General features: G+C 62.7%; 14 protein-coding genes. 13 read left to right on the forward strand and 1 reads right to left on the reverse strand.

Going from position 1 to position 24,504, the window contains the following annotated elements:
* The first annotated feature begins 90 nt into the window (after nucleotides 1-90).
* The 3 genes from HJC04_RS04220 to HJC04_RS04230 are packed head-to-tail and all read left to right on the forward strand — an operon-like array spanning nucleotide 91 to nucleotide 4,631.
* Complete coding sequence (locus HJC04_RS04220) at nucleotides 91-2,676, forward strand: caspase family protein (protein ID WP_221123110.1); 2,586 nt, start codon at nucleotides 91-93, stop codon at nucleotides 2,674-2,676.
* Nucleotides 2,677-2,700: 24 nt separating this feature from the next.
* Nucleotides 2,701-3,351 (forward strand): tail fiber domain-containing protein, encoded by a 651-nt coding sequence (locus tag HJC04_RS04225; RefSeq protein ID WP_221123111.1) that lies wholly within the window; start codon nucleotides 2,701-2,703, stop codon nucleotides 3,349-3,351.
* Between the two features lie 17 nt (nucleotides 3,352-3,368).
* Nucleotides 3,369-4,631, forward strand: a complete 1,263-nt coding sequence (locus HJC04_RS04230) for an isoprenylcysteine carboxylmethyltransferase family protein (RefSeq protein WP_221124009.1) — start codon at nucleotides 3,369-3,371, stop codon at nucleotides 4,629-4,631.
* Nucleotides 4,632-4,875: 244 nt separating this feature from the next.
* Here the strand turns inward: HJC04_RS04230 and HJC04_RS04235 are convergent, their stop codons facing one another.
* Nucleotides 4,876-6,477: a hypothetical protein gene (locus HJC04_RS04235; RefSeq protein WP_221144924.1), complete on the reverse strand. Its 1,602-nt coding sequence runs from the start codon at nucleotides 6,475-6,477 to the stop codon at nucleotides 4,876-4,878.
* 248 nt (nucleotides 6,478-6,725) lie between these two features.
* On the opposite strand from HJC04_RS04235, the gene HJC04_RS04240 reads away from it, so the two are divergent.
* From HJC04_RS04240 to HJC04_RS04285, 10 genes are all read left to right on the forward strand, one after another.
* Complete coding sequence (locus tag HJC04_RS04240) at nucleotides 6,726-7,316, forward strand: hypothetical protein (RefSeq protein ID WP_221144925.1); 591 nt, start codon at nucleotides 6,726-6,728, stop codon at nucleotides 7,314-7,316.
* Nucleotides 7,317-7,539: 223 nt separating this feature from the next.
* The gene (locus HJC04_RS04245) at nucleotides 7,540-7,917 is read left to right on the forward strand and encodes a hypothetical protein (protein ID WP_221145211.1); all 378 of its coding nucleotides are present in this window, start codon (nucleotides 7,540-7,542) and stop codon (nucleotides 7,915-7,917) included.
* Between the two features lie 212 nt (nucleotides 7,918-8,129).
* Entirely contained in the window at nucleotides 8,130-10,079 is a 1,950-nt protein-coding gene (locus HJC04_RS04250) for a DUF4384 domain-containing protein (protein WP_221144926.1), read from the forward strand.
* Between the two features lie 21 nt (nucleotides 10,080-10,100).
* Nucleotides 10,101-11,717 (forward strand): caspase family protein, encoded by a 1,617-nt coding sequence (locus HJC04_RS04255; protein ID WP_210632612.1) that lies wholly within the window; start codon nucleotides 10,101-10,103, stop codon nucleotides 11,715-11,717.
* The gene (locus HJC04_RS04260; protein WP_221144927.1) at nucleotides 11,714-14,260 is read left to right on the forward strand and encodes a trypsin-like serine protease; all 2,547 of its coding nucleotides are present in this window, start codon (nucleotides 11,714-11,716) and stop codon (nucleotides 14,258-14,260) included. The genes HJC04_RS04255 and HJC04_RS04260 overlap by 4 nt, the downstream gene beginning before the upstream one ends.
* Nucleotides 14,261-14,274: 14 nt before the next feature.
* On the forward strand, nucleotides 14,275-15,456 hold the full coding sequence (locus HJC04_RS04265) for a serpin family protein (RefSeq protein WP_210632614.1): 1,182 nt from the start codon (nucleotides 14,275-14,277) through the stop codon (nucleotides 15,454-15,456).
* Nucleotides 15,457-15,497: 41 nt separating this feature from the next.
* The gene (locus tag HJC04_RS04270; protein WP_221144928.1) at nucleotides 15,498-17,903 is read left to right on the forward strand and encodes a protein kinase domain-containing protein; all 2,406 of its coding nucleotides are present in this window, start codon (nucleotides 15,498-15,500) and stop codon (nucleotides 17,901-17,903) included.
* Nucleotides 17,904-18,160: 257 nt separating this feature from the next.
* Nucleotides 18,161-18,472 carry a DUF982 domain-containing protein gene (locus tag HJC04_RS04275; protein WP_221144929.1) on the forward strand — a complete coding sequence of 104 codons (312 nt, stop codon included), beginning with the start codon at nucleotides 18,161-18,163 and terminating at the stop codon, nucleotides 18,470-18,472.
* 395 nt (nucleotides 18,473-18,867) lie between these two features.
* Nucleotides 18,868-23,586: a hypothetical protein gene (locus tag HJC04_RS04280; protein ID WP_221144930.1), complete on the forward strand. Its 4,719-nt coding sequence runs from the start codon at nucleotides 18,868-18,870 to the stop codon at nucleotides 23,584-23,586.
* 408 nt (nucleotides 23,587-23,994) lie between these two features.
* A complete protein-coding gene (locus HJC04_RS04285; RefSeq protein WP_221144931.1) occupies nucleotides 23,995-24,441 on the forward strand; it encodes an isoprenylcysteine carboxylmethyltransferase family protein in 447 nt (148 codons plus the stop codon).
* Nucleotides 24,442-24,504: the final 63 nt, after the last annotated feature.

Below are 24,504 nucleotides of genomic sequence, written 5' to 3' on the forward strand. Positions count from 1 at the left end.
AGTAACCAAACTTGCTTTTTTACAGTCGCAGGAATACTTTTATTTGGTCGGTCAATAAATCGTCCAACCAGTACTGTCTGCGGTGGAGCTATGCCCGAGTTTCACGGAAAGAACCGCCTTGCGGCTATATTGCTGATCTTCCTGACGGCATTGGTCTTTCTCGGGCTTGACCAGCCCGCTGCCGCCGCATCCGCTGAACAGGATGGCCGGCGGGTTGCCTTGATCGTCGGCAACTCCGTTTATAAGACGCTGCCCTCATTGCCCAATCCTGCAAACGACGTCCAGGAAGTCGCAAACACGCTGCGCAGGGCCGGCTTCGACGTGACGATCGGCATCAATGTCGACCGCATCGGACTTGAGAATACGGTGCGCAGCTTCCTGCGCTCGGCGAACAATGCCGAGGCCGGTCTCATCTATTATTCCGGCCACGGCATCCAGGTCGGCGGACAGAATTTCCTCGTGCCGGTCGATGCGACGCTGGAAACGCCCTATGACGTCGAGACGCAGACCATGCCGCTCGACCTGATCCTGAACCATCTCAAGCAGAATTCGCGCGTGCAGCTGATCTTCCTCGATGCCTGCCGCAACAACCCGTTCAATGCGCAGAAATTCTGGATGGCGGAAAAGCTGGAGCCGGTCGGCGCGACGCGCGGGCTGGCGCGCATCGACAGCGATCTCGGCAGCCTGATCGCCTTCTCGACGGAGCCGGGCCAGGTGGCGCTCGATGGCGAGGGGGCGCTCAGCCCCTATTCCGAATCCTTCATCAAGCGCGCCAGCGAGCCGAACAAGGAAATCCGCCAGGTCCTGACCGATGTGCGCCGCGATGTGATCGCCATGACCAATGGCAAGCAGGTCCCGTGGGAAAACTCCTCGCTGATGGACAGCTTCTATTTCATCCCCGCCCCACCGCCGCCGAGCGTCGAGCCGATGCAGCAGGTGAGCGTACCGGAAGGCGCCTCCGCGACCCCGCTGCCGATCGCTCCGCCGCATGACGAAACCGGCGCGGCGCTGCTCGTCACGCTCAACCAGCTGCCCCAGACCGGCAAGCTCAGTTTCGACGGCAAGCCGGTGGACCAGGGCGCCAAGCTGCCGGCCGCGGCGCTGACGGCGCTGAGCTATGATTCATCGGGCGTTGCCGCCGGAACGATCGGCCTGATCGGCTATACGGTCAGCGATCCCTATGGCCAGGCGACGCAGGGCGTCGTCGCCATCACCGTCTCGGCCGATGCCGGCGCCAAGCTCGCCCAGCTCGAACAGGAAAAGCAAGCGCGGCTTGCCGATGCCGGCGCCTATCTGAAGGCGCTGCCGCGCGACGTCGATGCGACGATCGGCGTCGGTCCCATCGAAGCCCGTCTGCCTGAAGTACCGGTATCGGCCGCGGACATGACCTTCAAGGTCGCCGCCCTCCCCGACAAGGGCACGCTGCGGGCCGGCGACCGGGTGATCGGGCCCGGCCACGTGCTTGAGGCAGCCGATATTCCGGCGCTATCCTACGAGCCGCAGATCGGCACCGAAAACCAGCCTTTCGCCCTGACGCTGCAAGCCGCCAACGACGACCTGCCGCCCGCCACCGTCACCTTCAAGCCGACGCTTGACGCCTGCGATACCGCCGCCGCCGCACCGCTCGACCTGCAGGGCGTCACCGCCGGCAAGCTGCCGAATGAAATCGATCCAGCCATCGCGGTGCCAGCCTGCACGGACGCAATAAAGACCTATCCTCAGGTGGCGCGCTTCGTCTACCAGCTCGGCCGCGCCCAGCTTGCCAACCGCGACACCAAGACGGCCTTCGGGACGATCAAAAAGGCGATGGATGCCGGGCATATCCGGGCGATCTACGAACTGTCGAGCCTTTACGAGTTCGGTGCCTCCGTGCCGCGCGACGCCGCCAAGGCAAGCCAGATCGCCAAGGACGGAGCGGCCAAGGGCGATCCCTTTGCCCTGCACAGCTACGGCAAGGCGCTCTACTACGGCCGCGGCACCAAGGCCGATCAGCAGCTTGGCTTGCGCCTGATGCTGCAGGCCGCCGATCTCGGCCATACCTATGCAATGAATGAACTCGGCTATATCTTCCTGAACGGCGTCAACGTTCCGGCCGATCCGGAGCGCGGCATCCGCTTCTACGAGGCCGGTGTCCAGCGCAACGACATCTATTCGCTGAACAATCTTGCGCTGGTCTACCGTTTCGGAAAAGGCGCCCCGGAAGATCTGCCGAAAGCGCTCGAGCTTTTCACCCGGGCGTCGGAGGGCGGCCAGCCCTATGCTCCGACCAATCTCGGGCGCATGTACCGGGACGGCGTCGGCGTTGCCGCGGACAAGACCGAAGCGGTGAAGTGGCTGGAGATGGGCGCCGAACGCGGCGACTATTGGGGCGCGCTCGACCGCGCGATACTGGCCAGGGAAGACGGTACCGACGACAGCCTTGAAACTGCGGCGCGTTATTTCGCGCTGGCCACAGCCATCAACATGCCGGGCAGCGGCGATCCGAAGAACCAGGCAAAGGCGGCACTCAAGACCTTGCCCAATGATGCAAAGAAGAAAGCGGAAGAGACCCTTGCCGCCGAGCTGACCGCTCAGGAGAAAAAGGCGCTTCCGAAAACCAAGTCGCTCGATGACAGGCTCGTTCAGCTCGCCAAGGCGACATGGGTCAAGCGAAATCCGAGGTACGATCTCTTCTAAAACGGCGATCCGGGGGCGCCCCACATGACCAGAAAGCTCATCATTCGTGTTCTGCTTTGCTCGACTTTCCTCGCCGGTTCAGGCGCAATCCTGCAGAGCTGTATCTTCGATCCTGGCGCCAAGACGCTGTTTGCCAGTGAAGAGCCGGCGAGAGCCGTCACCCCTGCGAAGCAAACCACGCCCGCCGCGAAGAAAAGAGTGGTCGCAAATACCAGTCAATCGGCTTTCGCCCGCTCTGAGAATAGTTCCGGCGGCAATTCCAGCTCTGGCGGTGGCGGCATGGGCGGCGGCTCCAGTTCCAGCAGCTCTTCCAGTTCGTCCAGCTCGAGCAGTTCATCGAGCTCTTCCGGTAGCCCTTCCTGGTCCGACCGCCGCCTGAAGACCGATATCCGTCGGCTCGGCACCTCGGCTGAGGGCATCCCGATCTATGCCTTCCGCTACATCTGGGGCGGCCCGCTCTTCGTCGGCACGATGGCGCAGGATCTATTGGCGATCCGGCCTGAAGCTGTCATCGCGACAAGGTCGGGCTACTACATGGTCGACTACGACAAGCTCGATATTGCGATGATCTCGCTGCCGGAGGATATGCCGTCCCTGACGGCTGCAGCAGCAATGGCGCTTGCGGCGCGGGCGGCACGGATAGGCTCTCCGGTCTCCGTCCAGCCGGCAATCTGATCGAGAAAGCTGAGCGCGTGCCGATATCGCAGGACAGGGATATCGTGGCCGGCAGCCCTCTCGTCAGTCAGGCTGCGACCCTTGCCGGCGTTCTCGTCGGCATCGCGCTGTCGGACTATCTGCAGCTTGAGCCCGGCATGGCGATGGCGCTTGCCGTCATCTGCCTTCTCCTGGCGTGGATGCTTGTCGAAGGCATACCGGCCGCGCGTCAAGCCTGGGCATCACGGGAAAGACGCAACGAGGCTCCTGCCATCTTCTGGCGGCGCATCGGAACCAAGCTCGTCGGCCTCGCCGCGCTCCTCGGCGCGGTCGTCATTGCCTGTGCGGTCTTTCCGTTTTTCACGCAGTCGTCGGCGGTCCAATGGGTTGTCGAAGCCAGCCATACGACCATTCCCCTTTCCATCGTGCTGGCGATTGCCACAATTCTCTACGTCGCGGTCACCGATCTGATCGCCAAGCAGCCCGATGATTATCTCCATCAGGCCGGACGGGCGGTGCTGATGCAGGATTTTCGCGAAGAGGACGTGCTCTTCGCATTGCGCCTGCTCGCGATCAAATGCTTCTTTCTCGTGCTGATGTTTTCAAGCGGCATGGCCGCTCTTTCCGATCTGGCCGACAAGCCGGCCTGGGCCTTTCCTCCACTGTCAGCGGCCTGGTTCGAAGGCTGGACGCGGCTTGTCTTTCTCCTCGATGTCATCCTTGCAGCCGGCGGCTACATCGCCACCCTTAAGCTTTTCGGCTGGCATGTCAGGGCGACGGAGACGACGGCACTCGGCTGGCTCGTCTGCCTCATCTGTTACGAGCCGTTCTTTCCTGCGATCTCGCAGGCCTTCGTGCCTTATGGCGACGGGCCGGGCTGGGAGAGCGTCATCCGGGAGGGGTCGACAGTCTTCATCCTCTGGAGTGCCGCGATGCTGTTCTGCGCCCTGATCTATGTCTGGGCGACCATCGCCTTCGGGCCGCGTTTCTCCAACCTCACCCATCGCGGCATCATCACCTCAGGCCCCTACCGCTTCATCAAACATCCGGCCTATGTCTCAAAGAACATCGCCTGGTGGCTGTTTGCGGCCCCGAGCTTTATCGCAAGCGGGTTTGCGGAAGGACTTGCCCGGGCCGGCATGCTGGCGATCGTCACTCTCATCTACATCATGCGCGCCCGCGCCGAAGAACGCATGCTGAGCCTGGATCCAGCCTATCGGGACTATGCCGAGCGCGTCGCAGCGCACGGTCTTCTGGCGATGGCGAAGCGGCGTCTGGCGCCGACCGCGCCGCGTGTTTGAAAGTCGCGCAAAGACTTTGACCAGGCGAATTCGACCGGAACGCATCCCTAATCTCCGTCATCCCGGGCCTTGAGCCGAGGACCCATGCCACGGCTGCCGGTGAGTCCGGTATGGATGCTCGGCTCAAGGTCTGGGATGACGGAGAACGGAGTGACGGAAGAGGCAAATCACGGCGCGGACACCCGCGTCAGGAAGGAAGTCCGCCCCATCAAACAATAACGTGCGGCCAGTGACGCTCCCGCGTTCAGCCATCCAGCCCCTTGAAGCGCACCGGCTGATAGCCGCGCAGCAGCAGGATTCCGAGTGAATAGGTGTTGCGGCAGACGCGGCCCTTGCAGGCATTGGGCGTTGCCTCCATCACCTCCACCTTGCGGTCGTCGGTGAAGCGCATGAACAGCATCACATGCGAACCCGGGCGGTTCAGCGCGTCGCCCGGCTGCAGCGACCAGGGGTCGGCAAGCCGTCTGGTAATGCTCGGGATCGCCCGGGTCGAGACATGCATCTTCAGCCCCCAGGCTTCGCTGACGAAGCCGGAGCAGTCGACGCCGAGAATATTGGTTTGCGGCGCGCTCTTGGTGCAGACATTGCCGGCCGTCTGGCCGTCGACGACACCCTCGGTGAAATCCTCGAGCGGCGTCTTGCAGCCCCAGCAATAGGGCACGCCCTTCACCGTCTGGCCGCGTTTGCCGAACAGGTAGAACGGCCGGCGCAGCCGGTTCATGTTGTCGCAAGCCGGCCCCGGATCCTTGCCGTAGGCCGCCGGCGTCACCAGCCAGTTCAGCGTCTCGAAGCCGATCGCCCGCTCGATGACGTCGCCGCGCGATTTCGGCAGGATGGCGACCTTCGGCCCCTTTCCGGGCTTGGCCGCCATCGATGGCTTTGCCGGCCTGGCGACGGCGAGCTTGCGGCCGGGTTCGCGCCCCTCGAGTTTCAGCACCTGCGCCCGGCTCTCCCCAGAGCGAAGGAAAAGCACGTCGCCGCGCGGGCCGATCGCCACGAAGCGCCTGGAGAAGACCGTGCCGGGTTCGATCGGCAGGTCGTAGACGCGCTCCAGCACGCCGTTCGGCGTGAAGCGCACCACCAGCATGCCGGTCCGTTCCGGCCGCTCGGCGGGCACGAGTTCGACCAGCGCATAGGGCCTGCCCGTCGTGTCGATGTCGAGCAGTTCGACGGTGCCGATGCGGTTTTCCCCGGTGAGCTGAAGCGAGAGGAAATTCTCCTCCGAGCTCGCGCGCCGCAGCAGGATTTCCGCCTTGTCGTTTGCCGCCGAAACTTCTGCAACGATATCGCCGAGGCCGCGGCTCGGCACGTATTGAACAACCGGCGGGCGGGCTTGCGGCCGGCTGCTGCGGCCGATCTCGTCGATGATGCTGTTCAGCGGACCGGGCGGCACCGAGCCCATCGAGGCGAAGACCGAGCGGGTGTAGTCGTCGGCATCGCCGCCGTCGATGGCGCGCAGGGTCTGCGAGCGGCCATCGGCGCCGGGGGAGCGCTCGAGCGGCACGATGCCGTCAGACCAGAGGTAGAGTTCGTTATGAACAACGGCGAGATCCTCCGGCGCCGCATTTTCGGGCAGCGGCAGGATCTCCGGATCGGCCTGCGAGCGTTCGCCGTCAACGGCGAGCACGCGGCCGTTATTCTGGTCGAGGATGTAGACGGTGCCGTCATCGCCGACGGTGATCGCCGCCGGTCCGGATGCCTCGACCTCCTCATTGGCGGAGATGATGCCGACCGAACGGGCGCCGTCGCCGCTCGGAAGCTCGATCATCACCGTATCTTTTGCGAGCACAGGCCAGGCGATTGCGATCGCCGCGGCCATCAGAATATGCGAGCTGAAACTGCGCATTGCCGTGAACCCCGGAACAGGATCATCTTGGCCCTGGGGGCCTCGGTCTGAAGCCTGTTCACAATTAAAGAGTGAGAGAATGATGTCGCCCGAAAACCGTTCACAACTTTCGGCATCATGCCCCAAGTCCTTAAAATGTTAGGATAGAAGCGGCTCGTCAGCAAGGCGTTGCTTTCCAAACGATTTGGAGATCGGCGTCGACAATAGTACAACTTCATCGTCTTGGAGTTTTACTGGCAGGGAAGCCGATGCTGGACTGGAACGGTGACGAAGTGGCGCTCGACGTCAGCCTGCTGGAGCAGGTGCGCGCGGCAAGGATCGGCTTTTCCGATCGGGTCTGCGCCGCCTCGGCCAGCAAGGACGAAAAACATCTGGCGCAGTTGCGCTCCGAGCCGACCTATCTGATGGCCGAGTTTCTTTATTCGATGAAGGTGTTCGGCATCAACACGGCTGAAGATGTCGAGCGCTTCGCCGATCTGCACAATGATTACGTGGTGTCGCTCACCCGCGATCCGGCGAAGCTGCAACGCCTCGGGCTTTCGCAGGAGCGGGCGCTCGCTTCGATGTTCACCGCCGACACCAAGCCGCGGCTGATCCAGAACTGGGCTGAAAAATCAGGCGCCATCGATCAGTCCAATCTCGCCCGTTTCCTGGTCGCCGTCATGTCGAGCGAGACCTGCCGCAAGACGCTGATCGATTTCGAGACAGCCGGCTTCATGCAGCGCAGGCGCTCGCCCTATGGCACGATGGTGGTCTGGTCGACCGGCAGGATCGAGGAAATCTTCGGCGAGATGCTGCGCAATCTCCGCCTCAGCCTGCAGCAGCTGAAGATCCTCTGAGCTCTCTCCAGCCGATTTCACCCCTCCCAATCGATTGGCGCCGAGCGCCGTTGCCTTCCATCCGGCCTCTCCCTATTGTCGATCCAGAGCAATTCCAGCAAAAGTGTGCAGCGGTTTTGCGTTCGGAATTGCGCGAAAACATAGAGATAGAGCAATTCCGTGACTCGATGAAAACGGAACTGCTCTGGTCGCGCGATGGCGCCCTTGGACGGATGTGATGACGATGAAAAAATCCCGGCTCATAAGCTTGTCGATCGGCCTGCTGCTTTCGCTTGGGATGGCCGGAATCGGCTATGCCGGATCGGTCGAGGATGCGCTGGCGGCGCGAAACCCCGCGCTTGCGGCGCTGCGCCGGCACGATGAAAAGGCTTTTGCCGCCGCCGTTGCTGTTATCGCCGACCATGAACGCGCCGAGGGGCTGACGCCGGGCCAGGGCAAGCTGCCGGAGACGACCTCGCCCGGCCGCGACATGGGCTCGGGCTCCGGCAAGGAATTCACATCGGACAATCCGGATATTCTCTGGCTCTACAATTCCTCGCCGGAGGGAATGAGCGACCTGATCTCGATTCTGAAATCCGCCGGCCAGAAGCCGAAGAACTAACCGTCTTTCTCCAATCCAGTCCGACTATAAACGGACGGCGGATATTGCCGGCCGTGGGTTTTGCCGCGCCTCTGCCTTCGCGCAATCTTTCCGGCTCCAAATAATTTGTAACCCTCCCTCAAGCAAGACAGCCAAAGCCATCCCAATTTCACCGGTCGGTGCTATTCTCATCTTCAGCACAGTGTGAGATTGTTTCGAAGGGGGAGGTTCCGATGCTCAGCCGCAAAGCCATCCTGGCCGCAGCCACATGTCTTTCGCTTTTGTCGCCGATCCCCGAGGTCGGGGCGCAGAACGAACGCACGCTGACGGAAGCGCCGGCTCAGAGCGGGCCTGTCAGCATCACCTTCGATCGCGCCGAGGCGAGATATGCCGTCGGCGAAGTCGTCGGCCTCTTCATCCAGTCGAGCGAGAACGCCTATGTCACGGTGCTGAACGTTTCGCCGAACGGCTCCGTCACCAAGCTCTTCCCGAACAAATACCAGACCGATGCCCTCGTTGCCGCCGGCAAGCGCGTGCAGGTGCCGGATCCGGCAAGCGGCGCCAGGCTGCAGGTTTCGGGTCCGGTCGGGCAGGAGCAGATCAAGGTCTTCTATTCCTCCAAGCCGCTGACCATCTTCGCCGATCTCGGCGGCAGCGGCAGCGGCATGTTCCGCTCCATCGATGGCGGCATGGAGGCCGTCTCCCGCAGCCTCGAAGAAGCCCGCAGCCTCGGCACCAAGATCAGCAGCAAGACGCTGACGCTGACCACTGTCGACAGCACGGCCGCCCTGCCGCCTTCCGTCGTTCCGCCCGTCGCCGCCGTTCCCGCCGCAAAACCCGCGCCGGTCGAGCAGGCGGCAAAGCCGCCGGTTGCGCCGAAACCGCCGGCTGCCCCGAAGCCGAAACCGGTCGTCAAACCTGAAGTCGCCAAGAAGCCCGAGGCGATCGAAAAGCCGAAGCCCGCGCCCAAACCGGTCGAACAGGCCGTGACGCAGCCGCCGAAGAAATACAAGATCGTCACCAACCTGGCGCCCGGCCAGCAGCTTGCCGCCGATGAGCTGCAGCTGATCGGACCCGCCGACACCACCGCCTCCACCCGGCCCAGCCAATATAAACAACCGAGCCAATATCAGCAGCCGTCCCAGTCTGCCCAGACCAAGATGCCGAAACTGCCGATGCCGCAGATCAAGATGCCGCAATTCAAGCTTCCCGGCGGTTTCAGCATCAAGATGCCGCCGATGAGCTTTGGCCGGTCGGCCGAACCCGGCCAGTCCGGCGAGGAGATCGAGGTCGCCAATGCCGATAGCCCGGCCTGCAACGCCCTGCTCGACAAGCTGAACACCGCCGTTGCCGCCAAGGATATCACGGCTGCCGCCTCCGAGGCCGATGCCATTGCCGTCAGCGCCGAATGCGGACAGTTCCAGATCAACGCCCAACGCCGCGTCGCAGCCCTGAGGCTCGCCGCCGCTCAGGAAATGATGGCCGCCGACAAGCCGGTCGCCGAGTATGAACCGCTGCTCGTCGCCGCCGACAGCCCGCAGGTGCTCTGGCAGGCCTCCGCCACGCTCGGCGAGATCTATTTCTCCGCCCGCCGCTTCGCCGATGCCGCCGCCGATTACCAGCAGGCGATCGAGATCATCAAGAACGAGACCCGCACGCCGAAGGCGCCGCCGGCCGAGACCATCTCCGATCTCATCCAGCGCGCCGCCCAGGCCCGCATTCTGGCCGCCAATCCCACCAGCGACAACCCGCAGGGCAGTTTCGTGCCGGCCGAGAAGGATCACCGCAGCGGCGTGCTCGGCGGCATCTATTCAGAAAATGTGCGCGGCATCGTGCCGGTCTCCATCCCGGTGCCGATCACCTTCGATTTCGACAAGTCGACCTTCACCTCGATTGGCACCGAGGCTGCCCAGGAATTGCTGCAAGCGCTGAAGGAGCAGAAGCCCGGCCGCGTCATCCTGATCGGCCATACCGATCGCAAAGGCGGCGACGATTACAATAAGAGGCTCTCCGAGCGCCGCGCCCAGGCCGTTGCCGATTTCCTGAAGAAAAACGGCATCGACGCCACGATCGACGCGGAAGGCCGCGGCGCCTCCGAACCGGTTGACGTGACCGCCACCGCCAACCTCACCGAAGACGATATCGACGCGCTCAACCGCCGCGTCGAATGGCGCCGCGAATAGAGGGGCGAGGGGGAACCGGCCATGTCCACATTCGCTCCCATGGCCGCCGCACTCGCCCTTCTTGTTCTGGCGGGCACGAACAGCCTCGCCAGGACGATCGAAGCTCCCGAGCGCGGCACGGTCAGAGCCGTTCTGATCGGCATCGATCTCTATCGCAATGTCCCGCCGCTGCACGGCGCCGTCGCCGATGCCGAGGATCTTTCCCTGTCGCTGCGCTCGCTCGGGGTCGAGGACATGACGCTCTTGAAGAACGGCGCGGCCGACCGCCAGGGCATCTTCGATGCGATCGGCGCCGTCACGCAAAGGGCAGGCGAGGGCGATCTCGTCGTGCTCGGCATCGCCGGCCACGGATCGAGCGAGCCGGAGCGCGTCAAGGGCTCGAAACCCAGCGGCCGCGACGAGGTCTATGTGCTGGCCGGCTTCGATACGAGGCTGCCGGGATCGCGCGAGCGCATCTTCGGCGACGAATTCAAGGTGCTGATCCACAAGCTGGAGGAAAAAGGCGCCGAGGTCCTGTTTATCGCCGACACCTGCCATGCCGGCGGCCTCACTCGCGATGTCGACCCGCGCGGCGCCGAGATCACCTGGCGCCAGGCGCCGTCCTATACGATCGAGGAGGATGACCTGGCGCCGATTTCGACCACGGCCGATGCCCTCTCCACCGGCTTCGATTACAAGCGGTTGACCTTTCTTGCCGCCGTCGACGACCATACCAAATCGCCGGAAATATCGATTCCCGGCATAGCTCAGAAGCGCGGGGCGCTGAGTTATGCCACCGCCCGCGCCTTCGAAGGGGCGGCCGACCGCAACGGCGACGGCACTGTGACCCGCCGCGAGCTGTTCGAATATGTGCGCCAGTCGGTCTATCAGTTCACCGACCAGCGGCAGAACATCTTCACGCAAAGCCCGCCCGGGGCGGATCTCGACCGCGCCGTCGTCTATGCCTATGACAAAGCCGGCCCGGCGGAAGGGCAGAAATCGAATGTGCCGCCCCCGCCGCCCGAACCCGCCCCGATCACCCTTGCCGCCCTCGGTTCGGAGCCGGTGCTGGAGGCTGTCGCTCCCGCCGTCACGCCGTTCAAGCTGACGGACGATGCCAATGCCGAACTCGTCTTCGATCCGCAAAAGCGCGAGGCGATCGCCGGCGGCGATGTCGTCGCCTCCGAAGTCGGCGCCGGCGACATGCCCTTCGTCGTCGACCGGATGGCCGCGCTCGACACGCTGAAGCGGCTGTCGGAGATCAACCCGCAAACCGTGCGGGTGACACCATCCGACAAGGTTCATCGCGACGGCGAGCGCGTCGGCGTCACGGTGTCCGAGCTTGCCGGGCGCAAGCTCGTGCTGTTCGACGTCACCGGCGATGGCACGGTGCAGTTTCTCTATCCCGGCGACAGGGAAGCCGATGCCGAGATGTCTGCGACCTTCGATCTCGATCTTTCCGTCGTCGCTCCCTTCGGCACGGACCTGCTCGTCGCGGTCACCTCCGATCAGGCGATGCCTGGTCTGGTAGAATTCCTGAAACAGAACGACCGGCGCCGCACCGCCGGCAACATCGCCAGACAGCTCGGCGAGCTTCTGCCCGAGGGCGCGCGCGTCGGATTTACGGTCCTCTATACCTCCGCCGGAGCCAGGCTATGAGCACGTCGATCAGCAAGGTCTTCAACATTGCGGCCGTCCTTCTGCTGCTGGCCGCGCCGACGTTTGCGCAGCAGGATACCGATTTTGCCGGTGAGGATGGCGGGCGGGTGATCGGCGGCCAGGCGGCGAAGAAGGGCGAATGGCCCTGGCAGGTGAAGATCCTGGCGCCCGATCCCGAGCAGCGCGGCCGCTTCGGCGGCCATTGCGGCGGCTCGCTGATTTCGCCGCGCTGGATCCTGACCGCCGCCCATTGCGTCACCAGCGGCCGTTCCGGCAAGCAGGATCTCTTCGCCCGCGACCTCCTGATCGTCGAGGGAAAGCAGAAGATCGACAAGGTGATCTCGGTTGACGGCCCTGATAAGCCGGGGCTGTCCGTCGAGGACGTGATCATTCACGAGGATTTCGACCGCAAGGTCTTCGCCAACGACATCGCCCTCATCAAGCTTGCCGAACCTGCCGTCTCGAAGCCGGCAATCCTCGCCTCCGCCGCGGACGAGGCCGTGGAAAGCCCCGGCCACACCGCCGTCGTCACCGGCTGGGGTTACACCAAGGCCGATCACGGCTGGGATGACAAATACCTGCCGACCGAACTGCAGGAGGTCGAGCTGCCGCTCGTCTCGCGCGAGGATTGCCGCGCCGCCTATCGCGAGAGCTCTATGCGCATGAACCCGATTGACGAGCGCAATGTCTGCGCCGGTTATGCCGAGGGCGGCAAGGATGCCTGCCAGGGCGACAGCGGCGGGCCGCTGGTCGCGCAGCGCCCCGACAAGCGCTGGATCCAGCTCGGCATCGTCAGCTGGGGCGCCGGCTGCGCCGAGGCCGAACATTACGGGGTCTATACCCGCGTCGCCGCCTTCCGCGACTGGATCGCCGCCAGGACGGACGGTGACGTGCCGAACGCGCCCGACACTTCGGCTGCTGCCGCCGAGGATCAGGTGGCGGCAATCGACACCAAGCGCCGGCCTGCTGCAAGCGAGACGACGGCCGGCACCAAGCAGAAGCAGACGCCGGCTGCACAGCTCGAGGCCAACCTTGCAATTACGACGCCGCCCGGCAGCACGACCGCGCCTGCGGAAACGACGGAGACTCCAGCATCGCCTTCGCCCGAAGGCAGCCAGCCCGAGGTTCAGGCGCCGGCCGCCGAGCTGCCCATGGCTGTGCGTTCTCCCGGCGACCGCGCGCTTCTGATCGGCATCGACGACTATGAGATGCGCGAGGCGAAGCTGACCGGCTCGGTCGACGATGTGAAGGCGATGCAGCTCTTCCTCGTCAAGACGGTCGGCTACCGTCCGGAACAGATCCACACGCTCACCAATCGCAAGGCCACCCGCGCTGCGATCCTTGCCGAAATCGACGACTGGCTGGTGCGTCAGTCTGAGGCCGGCAGCCGCGTCTTCCTCTATTTCAGCGGCCAGGGCTCCGAGGAAATGGGCGCCGAGGCGACGACGAGCCCGACGCTGGTCGCCGCCGATGCCAAGCTGGTGCGCGAGGGGGCCAAGGTGACCGTCACCAATCAGATCCGCGAGACCGAAATCGCCGCCCGGCTGAACAGCCTCAGGGACCGCCGCGTCACGCTGCTGATCGATGCCTGCCATGTCGGCCCCGGCAGCCGCAGCGCGGTGGCCGCGCCCGCCGGCGGCACGGTGCGCTGCCTCGGGCCCGCTCTGGCGTCGCTGCAGCCGCCGAACCGCTCCGGCAAGGAGGCGAAATTCTCCTTCGGCGGCGAAACGGCGATGGTCTGGTCGGCGGTCAATGCCGGGCAATGGGCGCTGGTCGATACCGAGGCCAAACCGCCGCTCGGCGTCTTCACCCGCCGCTTCATCGAAGGCGTGCAGGAAGGGGTGGCGCGCGCTTCCGACAAGCCTGACGTCAGCAACGCCGCCCTGCTTGATTATGTCAGGCGCAAATCGGACGAATATTGCCGGGCCCATTCCGAGGACTGCCGCTTCACGCCGGTGCCGCAATTCTACGGCCTGCCGGACGCGCTCGGCCGCGATGTCATCACCGGCGAGGAGGCAAAGACGCCGGTCGCCGCCGTCGAAAACACGCTGAAGACCGACAATGAGGCGGGCGTTGCCGTCGACGTGCTGCCCGGCACCTCGGTCAGCATCGGCGACAAGGTGGCGATGCGCGTCTCCACCAAGAAATCAGGCTATCTGATCCTCGTCGATATCGACGCCGCCGGCAAGCTGACGCAGCTCTATCCCAACAAGCGCTCGATGGGCCTGAAACCGACGGCCAAGGGCGGCGACAACCGGCTCGATCCGGCCCGGCCGGTGGTCGTGCCGGATGCCCGCAATCCCTATATCGGTTTCGAATATGTGGTGGAGGGGCCGGCCGGCGTCGGCATGGTCGTCGCCATTCTCAGCGACAAGCCGATCGAAGTGCTCGACCTGCCTGACGTGCCGACACCGCTCGTCGGCCAGCGCGCCGCCTTCAACTATGTCTACGACCTCGCCCGCAGCCTCAGGATCGTCGGCGACGACGAGACCGGCGTCCAGGGCAAATGGTCGTTCGATTCCAAATTCTATCGCATCCGCTGAAAGGGAGGCGAATGATGTCGAGATCCATTCTGCTGGCGGGCCTTTCCGCTTCCCTGATGGCGCTGGCGCCCGCCCATGCGGGCGATGCCACCGACACCAGGGCGGTCCTTGCCGCCCAGGCCGGGCTTGCCGTCGACCTGATCGACCGCACGCTGGCGAAAGAGGGGGCGGCCAACATCATGGTGTCGCCGGCAAGCCTTGCCGCCGCGCTGGGTCTCGCGAGCCTCGGCGCCTCGGATGCGGGCAAGGCGGCCATCGCACGGGGGCTGGGTTTCGGCGATGCGGTCAAGGGGCCGGAGAAGGTGCTCGACGAGATGAACCCGAAGACGCCGCCGGCGGCGGATGCGCCGCTGGCCTCAGGTGTTGCGATCGTCTTCGACGACAAGCTGGCGCTCCTCCCCGATGCCCTCCCCATGCTGGCCGGTCACCGTATCAAGCCGTCGATCGAGGATCTCGATCAGCCCCAATCCGTCGAGCACATCAACGGCTGGGTCAGGCAGGCGACGCGCGACGCCATTCCGGCGATCCTGGAAACGCCGCCCGGCGGCGGCTTCATCAGCCTCGGCGCGCTCTCCTTCAAGGCGCGCTGGAAAACCGCCTTCGAGGCTCAGAGCCCGGCCGCCCCGTTTCGGCGGCCGGACGGCTCGACGGTCTCGGTGCCGATGATGCATCTTGCCGGCGACGGCCAGAAATTCCGCGTCGACGATCGTTTCGCAGCCGTCGACCTCGCCTATTCTGGTGAAACCTACCGCATGGTGGTGATCGCGGCGCGCTCGGAAAAGGGTGTCGGCGGTTCCGATCTCAAAACCCTTGCCTCCTGGCTCCAGGGCGAGAAATTCGAAGCCGCCAAGGGGGAAATCTTCCTGCCCCGCTTTTCCCTCAATGACGGGCGTGATTTGATGCCGACACTCCATGCCATGGGCCTTTCGCCTGATAAGGCGAGCGATGCGGCTTTTCCCAGGTTCACCACGGAAAACATCAGCTTGTCGCGCGTTCTGCAGAAGACGATGATCAAGGTCGATGAGAATGGCACGGAAGCGGCGGCGGCAACGGCCGTGGTCACCGAGCGCAGCATCGATCCGAAACTGGTGCGGGTGAGCGCCGACGCCCGTTTCGCCTTCGCGCTTCGCGATACGAAGACCGGCCTGTTTCTCGCCGCCGGCCTGATCGGCGATCCGCTTCTGGCGGGTGAATGACATGCGCTTTGATGAAGACAAAATGGCAGGGGGACACGTGCATGAGAAGTGATCTGATCGCCCGCTACACGATCGGCGAGCCGGTCTATGAAAACGAGTTCATCGTCTATCCGGCTCAGGACAAGCGGATGGATCGTTCGGTCTTCATCGTCGCGCCCGATGTGGCGCTGAAACTGGACAAGGCCCGCTTCGAGCGGGTCTGGACCTCGGTCAACGAGGCCAAATCGCTGACGGCGCGGCGCTTCGTCGAGATCGAGGATCTGATCCCGCCATCGCCGGAAGACGACAACTTCTATATCGTCGAGAAGCGGCCGTCGAAGACGCTGCACCAGTATCTCGAGGAAACCGAGATGGTCGCCTATGACCGCGCCATCGAGATCGGCCGCCATATCCTCGAAGGGCTGGCGACGCTGCACGGGGCCGGTTACGCCCACAATGCCCTGACCGACCAGTGCATCTACGTGTCGGAGGATTATTCCGGCCTCTCGGTCCGGATCGGCAACCTGCACCTGATCTCCAGGATCGGCGAGCACATCATCCCGCCCTATGCGCCGGAATTCGGCGCGCCGGAGATCTATGCCAGCGGCACATTCTCGGCCTCCGCCGCACTCGACATCTATGCGATGGGCATGATCGCCTACAAGCTCTTCCTGCCGCGGCAGACCTATGCCAGCGTCTTCGACAGCGTCATGGTCTGGGAGGACGAGCACCAGCGCGAGCAGAGCTGGAAGAACATCCATCTCGACCCCTCCAACATCTTCCCGCGCCTCGACGTGCTGATCCCCGGATTTCCCGAGGGCCTGGCCAGCCTGATCGAGAGAATGCTGAGCCGCGATCCGGCCCAGCGACCGCGCATGGGCGCCGATGCGCTCGGCGAATTCAGCCGCGTCACCACGGGCATCCAGCCGATGGCCTGGGACCCGCGCGGCGGCATGCCGCAACAGCCGGAAGCGCCGAAGCGGAAGAAATGGACGCTGGCGCATTTCTCGATGATCGGTGCGCTGCTCCTGATCTGCATCGGTGTCGGCGTCGTCACGATCCCGAAGCTGCTGCGCCCCGATCCCAAGCTCGTCGCCGATGTCGGCACCTGGAAGAAGGAGGCCGAAAGCCGCAGGGACAAAGCCGTCGCCGCCAAGGCGCCGGAACGCCCCTCCGGCGACGAGGCGAAGCTCTCCTATGATGCCGGCGCCGCCGCACTGACCGAGGCTAATGCCGCCCTCAAGGATGAGGACTACAAGAAGGCGCTTCCGGGCTACCAGAAGGCCGCCATCAGCCTTGGCAAATCGCTGATCTCAATCTCGAAAGAAAACGCTGAAAAGGCCAAATCGGCCGCTGCCGCCGCCGGCGGCGACAAGGCGCCGAGTTTTGCCGAGGCCGACAGCAAGATGAAAGCCGCCGCCGACAGCGCCGCCGCCCAGCAGATGCACGGCGCGGTCGATAATTACGAGGCCGCCAAAGCGGCTTACGACGATCTCGCCAAGGGGCTGACCGCGCTGTCGGCAGCCGAAAAGGACGCCACGGCAAAACGCGAAACCGTCACCCGCATCGGCGCCGGCGACAGCCCCGACGTCGCCAAGGCGAGCGGCCTGATGACCGAGGCCAAGGCCAAGGCCGAGCAATGGCAGCTGCCGGCCGCGACCTCCGGCTACGGCGACGCCGCCAAGCTCTTCGCCGCACTGATATCGGATGTGATGGCGGCCAAGGACGAGGCGACGGCGCTGAGGCAGAAAGTCACCGATCTCCACGCCTCGCTGACGACGCGCGCCGGCCCCACTGATCCGACACTTGCCGCGCTGGCGCCGAAGCTCACCGAGGCCGATGGCCGCTACACCGCCGAGGCCTACAAGCTCGCCATCGCAGCCTATCAGCCGATCCTGACCGATCTCCAAGCGCTCTCGGCGCGCGGCTTCTGCCCGGTTGCACCCAATGTCGCCTTCGAGACCATCCCTGCCGGCAGCTATCCGCTCGACAACGTCCGGCTGATGACCTCGTCGCTGAAGGAGCTCGGCGGCATGCTCGGCGTCGCCAATGGCGCCGTGAAGGTCGAAAAATCCTTCTGCATACAGGCCAAGGCGGTCACCCGCGCCGAGATGGCCGAGTATTACACCGCCAACTCAGACCCGGCCTCCGCCCAGGCCTATGCCGGCAATCCCGAGCAGCCGGCCGACGACGTGCCGCTCGCCGAGGCACAGAACTATACCGCCTGGCTGTCGAAACAGCTGAACGCCCCCGTCCACCTGCCGTCGGCGACCGAATGGATGGCGAGCGCCGTCAAGCTGACGACGGAAAAACTGCCCGACAACGGCGACATCATCCTGCAATGGAGCGCCACCCCCTGCGAAGCCGGCGGCAACGTCGCCTTCATGGCCCAGGAGGGCTCCACTTTCGTCGTCTGCTCGGATGCTTCGGCCGGCGGGATTTTTCGGGTGAGTGCTGAGTTGCGGTGAGACGAGGGGCGGACCGGAAAAGGAAACGCGACTGAGGCAGTGCCGCTAGTAGGCGAAAAGCCGAAATTGGTCCACCAGTGCAACGCTTGGCACCGCAACGCAGGGCGCTCTGAAAAGGTTTGAACGTCCTCTTTCTTCGTCATTCGGAGCACTCCCGTTTAAGCAGCGTCCGCCCAAAAATTTCAATTCCAAATTTCTAAATACGCGCGTACATTGAACTGGGGACTGCAGTATCCGTGCGTTGAGGTGTCGGGGAAATGTGCTGGAATACATCATCAGCATTCACGCCTGTCGGGTTTGCTTTGCGAGGGCCGAAATCTCGCAAGATCGTGTGGACATTGGGCGACGCGGCGCGTCTCCTGATGAACGACTGGCCTTGCGACGACGGCGAGGAATACATGGCTGCCGTCAAAGCCTGCGTCGACGCCATCACTGGCAAAATTTCCCCGGAACAATTCCGCGAAGTACTTCTGCGTGCGGCCGATGAGGCGGGTATCCGCACTCTTTCGCTGGTTCCGCAGGGAATGGGTGAGCGGCGGCCGGGTCTTCCCCCCACGTTGCGAATATAGCCTTTCCTTTAGGCGAGTATCCGCTTTCGTCAGGTTTCCGTGAAGGAACGACCGATTTGGGGCCGGTGGCGGAATGGCCGATCTTGGTGGCAGGCTACCGAAAAGCGGACAGACCCATCCAAAAACACTCGGGTGATCGAAAATGTCCACAAGCGGACGCTGAGGCGCTTATACGAGGCCCACATCGGATCATCCAGGCCTCATCGCTAGAGCGTACAGGCGTGGAGGCGCTGCGCACATTTATGCCGTCCCCGACCCAGTGGATAACCCTCCGCAACGCGTCAATCTCGCTTTGATAATGGAGCCGCACTGCTATGATTTGTCATGCATTTTGATCTAGTGTTTCTTTGGGGATTGTCGTTGCTGCCTGATCGTGAGCATCAGGGACTGCGGCCATGAGCGGTCGCGGCACCGCGGCCGGCGTGGTCTTCCAAGCTGAGGTTGGGGCGTACGCTGCCGCCTTCATCCTTGGGGAGAGGCCGATTTCCCGGCTGAGCACGGGCCTTCCGGGCAACCCTATCAAAGTGAACTTTGAAACACCGACTGCAATCGATGACGTTGTAGTGCGGACGAACGTTGGCGAAATCTACGTACAGGCAAAACGCGCGATCTCGTTGTCGGCTAAAGCGGACAGCGAGATCGCTTCGGTCGCGGATCAGTTTGTACGCCAGTTTCGTGCCGGGGTGATCGATAGCGGAGTCCGCCGTGATTTAGAACCTGCGCGCGATCGTCTTTTGCTTGTTGTCGAAGAAGGCACCGGCGATCCCATCGCCATTCATCTCAAGGAGGTTTTCGATCGGCATAGAACCGGCGCCGCGACGGCACTTCCCACAAATCGACGAACTGCGCTCGAGACGTTCTCAGCACACGTGGACAAAGCATGGCTGAGCGCCGCTGGGACGGCGATCACGGATGCGGAAAGAACCGCGCTGCTTCGAGTATGCGCCGTCGCTTCTATCACGGACGCGTCGCGGCAACTCGCTGAAGAAGCGCTGCGTGACGTCGTCGAAACGCCTGGCAGTGAAACGGCTGCGATGGACCTGCTCGTTACGTGGGCGGCAAATTCGTCGGCGGAAGGGACCGGGGGAGACACCGCTGCGATCCGGCTCTCCTTGTCGGCGACAGTTTCGTTCGCTGCGCCGCCGAGCTACCGCAACGACGTGGAAAAGCTACTTGGCTACAGCGCAGCCACCATGCTGCGGCTGGAGCGGTTCGCCTCACTCGGTACGCCCGAGGGCCTTGTCACCATTCCCAGGCCCATTGCCGCCGCGATCGCATTGGCCGCAGCTTCCGCAAGCCTTGCGATCACCGGTGAACCAGGCGCCGGCAAGTCGGCGGTCATGTACGAAACTGCAAAGCAGCTCCCAGCGGGATCAGCGATCGTTCTTGCGGTTGAAGCGAGCGCAACGTCACTCGACGCTTTACGCGGTGAAATCGGCCTTCAGCACCCTCTTGTAGACGTACTCGCAAACTTGCCGGGACCAAGACCGAGCTACCTTTTTCTTGATGCTCTCGATGCGGTGCGCGGCGGAGCGGCGGAGGCCACCTATCGTAAGCTCGCAGAAACAGTGTCTGCGTTGCCGGGATGGCGCGTCGTCGCCTCGGTGCGCACTTTCGACCTTCGCCTCGGGAGAGAGTGGCAACGGGTGTTCCGAGGGAATCCCCCTGACGCGAACTATGTGCATGCGGGGTTTCCAACCGTGAGGCATATGCATGTCGGAGTGCTTAACGCCGCCGAGATCATGCACGTCACTGGGCATTCGCCCTCCACCGCAACGGCGATTGCAGCCGGTGGATCGAGACTAGCAGCACTGTCAACCAACCCATTCAACCTCGCTCTGCTTGGTGACCTCCTTACCGGTGGAGTTACCGCGGCCGCACTTTCGAGCGTAGGGACGCGGGGAGAGCTTCTTGCTCGCTACTGGGACGAGCGCATCACAGGGCTGGGAACTCCAGCGACCGTGACGCTCCGCAGCCTGATCGATTTGATGGTGCAGGCCCGCTCTGTCGATCTTCCCGTTACCAGCGTACCAATTCCTGCAGCCTCTACCGTCGACGATTTGCAACATGTCGGTGTCCTGACTGAAGAGCGATCCCACCGATTGGCTTTCAGACACCACGTCCTGTTCGACTATGCCGTGGCCCGGCTATTACTGATGCCAGACAGGAATGCCGCTCGATCGTATGTTGGCCGCGCATCGGGCGCGGGCCTCCTGATCTCTCCCTCTATTGGATACTGGATCGAGGATCTTAAAACAGCGATCCCCCCCGACGAGTTTTGGAAGTACGCTGTCTCGCTGATTGGTGACGACACGGTCGATCCCATCATTAAAATCGAATTCGCTCGGCTTATCGTCGAATCTGTCAAGGAGGGAGATGACCTAGGAGTGCTGCTAGAGATCCTACCCGTGGATGATACTGCAGGCGGGCGTCCGTTTCAGCATCTTGCCGGATCGCTTTTGACTAGGGTCCACAACGGTCAACCGATTGCCGTCGGACCGTGGGCCGGGCTCCTTGCAATGATGGTGTCACCGGGCGACTCCCAGATTGGGAGCATGTCCGCGTTAATCGGCAGGTTTCTTGAAAGCAATCCCGATTCTGCGTCCCTCGCAGCGCTCGGCAAGGCAAGTCGCGTCGTCTTCGATTGGATGTCTCAGGCTGACGGCCGCATCAACTGGTTGGCACCACGTGTCATCCCCTTCGTCGCGCAAACTTTCGGGACTGATCCCGCGGCTTCCGGCACCCGCCTTCGCCAAGTTATTGAAGGCGATCGCTTCGCCCGAGTGGGATACAAGGAAGTCCCTTGGCTCTCTCAGGAGACGCTGCGCATCGCACCACACGACGAAGAGCTCGTCGTAGCCCTGTTTGCGCGGGTTTTCCGGGGCGGTGACTTTAGCCGCGACAGAGTCACTTCGATGGGCAACAGTTGGATTCTCCCAATGAGTTCGAACGCCGCCCAGGACTTCGGAATGGCGACTCATTCGTTGTGTCAGGACTTTCCAGCGCTCTTGCGCGATCATCCAAGGCTGGCACTTCGGGCGCTTGCGATATCTTTCGCTGGAGAGCGCGACAAGGACCACGCGCCGAGCGAACCCGTCGCCCTAAGATCGGTGACGCTGAACGGCGTCAAATACGGCTTTGAGCACGATATGAGCTACATCTGGGCCTGGAATATCGATACCGACACCCACGACGACATCGCAAAGCTCTACCAAGCCACGATGTCCTGGTTCGCATCAGCCGAAGTGCCGTCGATATTCGATGACATTCCTCATCTACTCCTAAACGAGACATCCATCGCGCTCGTCTGGCGCACGCTGCTTGACCTGGGCACCATCAACCCGCAGAAGTTGGGCCTAACGATCTGGCGAACTGCGGCAAGTCCGCTTCCCCTGAAAAGCCTCGAGACTCGGCAAGCTGCCATCAATCTTCTCTCCGCTGTTTACCCCTTACTTGGAGCAGATGACCGCGAGCAGACCGAGATTGACTGGCTCGCTATGGAGTTTTCCGAAACTGCCGATCCAGAGGATCGAAAGCGCACAGTCCTTGCAACGCTGTTTCAGGCAATCGGCCGTGACAACATCGCCACTGAAGCTGCGCGCGACTTTTTGGCGGCATCTCTTTCAACGGGTGAGACCTTCGAAAACTCGAAGCCGACGTCGTTCCACATAAGTTGTGGTGAGCGCGAAGACACTTCCGATTCCTTGCACGATAATCCAGTTAAGCTGCTGGTCGATACGCTCAAGGCTGCACGAAGCGCTCTTGCCAATGTGGCCAACGATGAGCATTGGGCGAACCTCACCTCGGCGACGGAAGGGCTGTTGCGAAGCTACATTGCGGCCGGGCAATTCGATCAATCAATCGACGACGAGGCAAGCGCTTCGCTGGCCGATGCACTTGGACTGGCCATCGTACACGGTCAACTGGTCGAGGATCTGAAAGGGCCTGCGCTAACGACGCTGATCGCACTGGCCTCGCATCAACACCCTGAGCTTCACGAGGACACAGAAGCCAACTTCGAGAACAACGCAGCTTGGGGCAGCCCAGCGCCGCGTGTTGATGTTGCGGAAGGAATATCGCGGCTGGTCGGCAAACCTGAGTTCTGGCCCCAAGTTCGTCCAACTTACGAGAGGCTGCTGGTCGACCCGCACCCTGCCGTGCGCATGCAGGCAGCTATGAGGCTCCCTGCCATTTCCCTCGTCAGTGCGGACGACATGTGGGAAATAATGGAAACGTTCTTCCCGAGAGAGACCAACTCGACCGTCCTCAAGTTTGCCATCCGGGAGACGAGCGGCCTCGGCCAGGAGTATGCGGCGCGACTCGAGCCAATTGTTCTCGATCTCGATCCGCGGCTCACGAGCAAGCGGAGCAATGATCCCGTAACGGCTCTCGTAACAAGGTTTAGGCTTCGTCGGCGGCTAGAAGCATCCACAGCGACGATTTCTCGTTGGATCTCAGACTTTCAGACGTGTGAAGAACGGCTACGTCATATGCTCTTCAACCTGCGAGGTTGCATTCTCGAGGGGATCGATGATTCCTCAAAGCCTCAGGATGTACGAGCCCGGACGAAGGACTTGCTGCTTGAGATCATTAATTCCGTGGAGCCTTCGGTCCGCTCCTGGCCGCAATCAGATCGCGAGCCGACACCGAAAGAGGTCGCTGCACTGAAAGTGTTCAACGAAATTGCCAGTCAGATCTTCTACGCTGCAGGTCATGACCAACTAAGCGAAGCGCTGGGTAGCTCGGCCGCAAAGACCAAGTTCCTGGATGAATACTCCGAGATCATCTCAAAGTTGATGACCCTTGGAACACCGCATTCCGTCCATCACTTGCTGGAATTGCTTAAGAAGCTAGCGCCCGATGATCCTGCGGGGTGTTTCGACCTTATAGCCGAAGCCATGTTGCGGACGACGGGAGTGGCCCGTTACGAACACGAGAGCATGGGTGCTAAGCTCTTTGTGGATCTCGTTGGGCTATACCTTGCGGACTATCGCTTCGTTTTCGACGACGAAGGTCGGCGGAGCAAGCTGATCGACTGCGTGGCAGTTTTCGTGGAAGCTGGATGGCCGGACGCCCGCCGCCTCTTTCAAAGCTTGCCAGAGCTTCTTCAGTAGTCTCTCGCCCAGAGAAACGTCGCGTTTGTATTTGTGCACTTGGAGCTGTCTAAGGCATTGATCGCGATGGATAGGAAGACGCCTCGTGCAGGATAACGGACAACCCATAGTCCCGAACCAGCCGGTCCAAGACCGACCTTCTGTGGCTGCCGCGCTCATCCAGAAAAATGCTGCTTTGGCGCGAAGCGGCTTGCCGCCTGTAAACGCCTCTGGCCCTGAGCCCTTGAAAAATGAACGGCAGCTTTTATGGATTCGCCGTCGCAGTCTGGACGGCTGCAATGAGGGCGCTTTGCTGATAGGCCGCTTCCGACCCATAGCGGCCGCAAATGGCTTTGAGGGCAACATTCCTTATAGTCGCTCCCAGTGTCGGCAATAGAGCGCCGATCGCACTCCGCGAGGTGAACGAATATGTTGAAACTTCCGCCACCGATATGGGCCCTTCTCTACTTGATCCTCACTGCGGGCGCCAGCTACTTGGCCGGGTGGCCCGCCGTACCTTGGGTACATAGCCTCTTCGTCGGGATCGGGCTCATCGCGGTGAGTTTCATTGCTCCAGTTTGGGCCTTGATACTGTTCCGACGTGCGGGCACCCAGGTCAATCCCACCTCGGAAACCAACAACAAGCTGGTCACCGGCGGACCTTTTCAGTTCACCCGCAATCCCATGTATCTGGGCCTCGTCGTCCTCAGCCTCGGTGTGGCTGTGGCGACGGGCGCTATTCTTATGTTCGCCGCCCCTCTCTTGGTGTTTGCTACCGCCAATTGGGTCCACATCCCCTTCGAGGAAGCCAAGATGCGCCGCCAGTTCGGCCCGGCTTTCGACGACTACGCGCGGAACGTGAGACGGTGGCTTTAAGAGCCTCGCTTGTTTCGGCTGCGCGACAAAGCAGGTACTATGGTTTCGCGGCCGGAATGGCTG

This window comes from Rhizobium sp. NLR8a (assembly GCF_019685235.1).
Taxonomy (GTDB): domain Bacteria; phylum Pseudomonadota; class Alphaproteobacteria; order Rhizobiales; family Rhizobiaceae; genus Rhizobium.

Excerpts from the sequence above, each read along its gene's own strand:
- HJC04_RS04280 (WP_221144930.1), top strand. The coding sequence starts at position 18,868 with ATGAGCGGTCGCGGCACCGCGGCCGGCGTGGTCTTCCAAGCTGAGGTT.
- HJC04_RS04250 (WP_221144926.1), top strand. The coding sequence starts at position 8,130 with ATGCTCAGCCGCAAAGCCATCCTGGCCGCAGCCACATGTCTTTCGCTT.
- HJC04_RS04225 (WP_221123111.1), top strand. The coding sequence starts at position 2,701 with ATGACCAGAAAGCTCATCATTCGTGTTCTGCTTTGCTCGACTTTCCTC.
- HJC04_RS04265 (WP_210632614.1), top strand. The coding sequence starts at position 14,275 with ATGTCGAGATCCATTCTGCTGGCGGGCCTTTCCGCTTCCCTGATGGCG.
- HJC04_RS04235 (WP_221144924.1), bottom strand. The coding sequence starts at position 6,477 with ATGCGCAGTTTCAGCTCGCATATTCTGATGGCCGCGGCGATCGCAATC.
- HJC04_RS04270 (WP_221144928.1), top strand. The coding sequence starts at position 15,498 with ATGAGAAGTGATCTGATCGCCCGCTACACGATCGGCGAGCCGGTCTAT.
- HJC04_RS04260 (WP_221144927.1), top strand. The coding sequence starts at position 11,714 with ATGAGCACGTCGATCAGCAAGGTCTTCAACATTGCGGCCGTCCTTCTG.
- HJC04_RS04240 (WP_221144925.1), top strand. The coding sequence starts at position 6,726 with ATGCTGGACTGGAACGGTGACGAAGTGGCGCTCGACGTCAGCCTGCTG.
- HJC04_RS04245 (WP_221145211.1), top strand. The coding sequence starts at position 7,540 with ATGAAAAAATCCCGGCTCATAAGCTTGTCGATCGGCCTGCTGCTTTCG.
- HJC04_RS04220 (WP_221123110.1), top strand. The coding sequence starts at position 91 with ATGCCCGAGTTTCACGGAAAGAACCGCCTTGCGGCTATATTGCTGATC.
- HJC04_RS04285 (WP_221144931.1), top strand. The coding sequence starts at position 23,995 with ATGTTGAAACTTCCGCCACCGATATGGGCCCTTCTCTACTTGATCCTC.
- HJC04_RS04255 (WP_210632612.1), top strand. The coding sequence starts at position 10,101 with ATGTCCACATTCGCTCCCATGGCCGCCGCACTCGCCCTTCTTGTTCTG.
- HJC04_RS04275 (WP_221144929.1), top strand. The coding sequence starts at position 18,161 with ATGTGCTGGAATACATCATCAGCATTCACGCCTGTCGGGTTTGCTTTG.